Genomic DNA, 2363 nt, shown 5'->3' with positions numbered 1-2363 from the left:
CGGCTAAATAAGGAGAAATCACATGATTTTGATGCAAAAATGGCGGAAAAACCAACTATTTTCCCCATTTGTGATCGAATTGTTAATTATTATGTTTATCGTCGAATTTGTGAAGGGAGCACTGCTGATTACCATATTGCCGGTATACATGAAAACAGGACTAGGGGCATCCGCTTTTATTATTGGTTGGACGCTTGCGGCGCAATATATTGGGGATAATGTGCTCCGCACGCCCGTTGGCTGGATTATCGATAAGCTCGGTTACCGTACAACGATGCTCACAGGTGTGCTCTTGACCTTTGTTTCTGTAGTCCTTATGGCAACGACTTCAGAGTATATATGGATGATTGTCGGCTGTGCGCTGCTTGGCTTCGGCACAGCGCCACTGTGGCCTTGCGTGATTACGGGTACGACGGAAGTGGCAGGGGAGGATGGCAAAGCGACGATTATGAGCGTTGTCTATATGGCGTGGCTATCAGGTGTCGGACTTGGGCCGGTGGCCATCAACTTTTTTGTAGGCGAAAATCGGTACACCATTGCATTTCGACTATTGATTGCCTGCATGACGGTTGTAGTACTCGTAGCGCTGATGCTGCCTCGGAAAAGTTCAACAGGAGATGTGGCTATGGACAAGGTCGTGACACACTCGAAATCAGAGAAAGCGCCTCTCGCTCAGCGAATTTCGGCTTATCTAAGTGAAGTAAGACGATCGTTGTCTGTTAGTCCGCTCATGTTTCCCGCAATGTTCGCGCAGACGTTTGCTCTCGGTATATTGACACCTATTTTGACTCTGTATGCAAAAGAAGTGCTGAAGCTTTCCTCCTTTGAATACAGCATGTTCTTGGTTGCGGGTGGAGCCGTTACGGTCATTTGCCTAGTACCTATGGGGAAATGGGTGGACCGCCGAGGCATTCGGCCGTTTTTGATTACGGGCTTTACGATAAGCGCCGCAGCTTTGCTGCTGTTTACATATGCCAAATCTATGACCATACTGTATGTATTGGTTGCTCTGCTTGGAATCGGATATGCTTTCATCATACCTTCCTGGAACGCGCTGATTGCTTCGGCTATACCTCCTGAGAAAAGAGGCGCTGTATGGGGGTTTTTTCTAACAATTGAAGGGCTAGGTATGATCATCGGACCGATTGTTTCCGGCAAGCTTTGGGACGTGTATGGCTATCATGCGCCTTTTTTGATGAGCGGTTCCGTTCTCGTGCTGTTACTTGTTCTTCAAATGTTCATTTCCATCCCCAAAAAAGGTATGGTACGATAAGGAAAAATGTTTGGTTTGGAGGCTCATAAGCATCATGAATAAACAGATTGGAATCATCATGTTGTTGTTGATGACCATTTTCGTAGGTTTTGGTATTATCATTCCCATCCTGCCAGAAGTTGTCAAAGGAGCCGGCTCTGAGTATCACAACGCACTGTTGCTATCGGTTTACTCTGCGGCTTCCTTTCTGATGTCTCCTATATGGGGCGCGGTCTCGGATCGCATTGGACGCAGACCGATCATCTTAATTGGCCTGCTGGGTTTTAGTGTTAGCTTTTTGATTTTCGGATTCGCAGATGGACATTTGTGGATTATGTACGTGTCTCGCATCCTGGGGGGCTTATTCTCAGGGGCTGCAACAGCCTGCGCTGTCGCTTATGTGGCGGACATTACAACAGCCGAGAATCGGACGAAAGGCATGGGAATGGTGGGCATGTCGATCGGTTTAGGTTTTATCTTCGGACCTGCGCTTGGAGGAATTCTGAGCCGCTGGGGGACTTACGTGCCCTTCTTCGCAGCTTCAATCCTGGCGTTTGCATCGTTCCTATTCGCCTTTGCGATCCTCTCGGAATCGCTGCCAGCGAATAAGCGAACATCGGTGAAAGAGAAAGCTCCTTCCAGATGGACCGCATTCTCCGGAGCTTCGAAGTATCTGTATGTGTTATCCTTTTTCGTTTCGTTTACTCTCGCTGGCCTAGAAGCGACACTACAGTATTATCAAATGGACAAGATCGGTGCAACGCCATTTGATATCGGCATGATGTTCCTTGCCAGCGGCATCGTTGGCGCCTTGATCCAAGGCGGGGTCGTTCGCCGCTTGGTCAAGCAAGGTGCCGAGCAGAAGGTGATCGGCATCGGCTTATTGCTCTCAGCAGCTGGCTTCTTCCTGCTGCTGTACTCCAGCAGCGTAGTTACCGCTGCGATATACTTGTCCGTATTCGGCGCAGGGAACGCGCTCATACGCCCTTGTGTGACGTCGCTGATTACGCAGCGTACGAAAGTGGGACAGGGCGTCGCGACAGGCCTCAGCTCCTCCATGGACAGCCTGGGCCGCATCGCTGGCCCGCTGCTTGGCGGAGCGGTGTTCGCC

At 49.8% G+C, this 2363-nt stretch carries 2 protein-coding genes; both read left to right on the top strand.

Annotated elements, in window-relative coordinates; genetic code table 11:
* The first annotated feature begins 22 nt into the window (after positions 1-22).
* A complete protein-coding gene (locus tag AC1DUA_RS34085; protein ID WP_477503958.1) occupies positions 23-1273 on the top strand; it encodes an MFS transporter in 1251 nt (416 codons plus the stop codon).
* A gap of 10 nt (positions 1274-1283) precedes the next feature.
* Positions 1284-2363, top strand: a 1080-nt coding sequence (locus AC1DUA_RS34080) for an MFS transporter (protein WP_477503957.1), incomplete at its 3' end; no start/stop codon positions are given.

This window comes from Paenibacillus sp. 01T422 (genome assembly GCF_056398785.1).
Note: the sequence above shows the minus strand (reverse complement) of the source record. Positions and strands in the feature narration are given on the sequence as shown.

Coding starts and splice junctions, on each gene's coding strand:
- AC1DUA_RS34085 (WP_477503958.1), top strand. CDS start 23: ATGATTTTGATGCAAAAATGGCGGAAAAACCAACTATTTTCCCCATTT.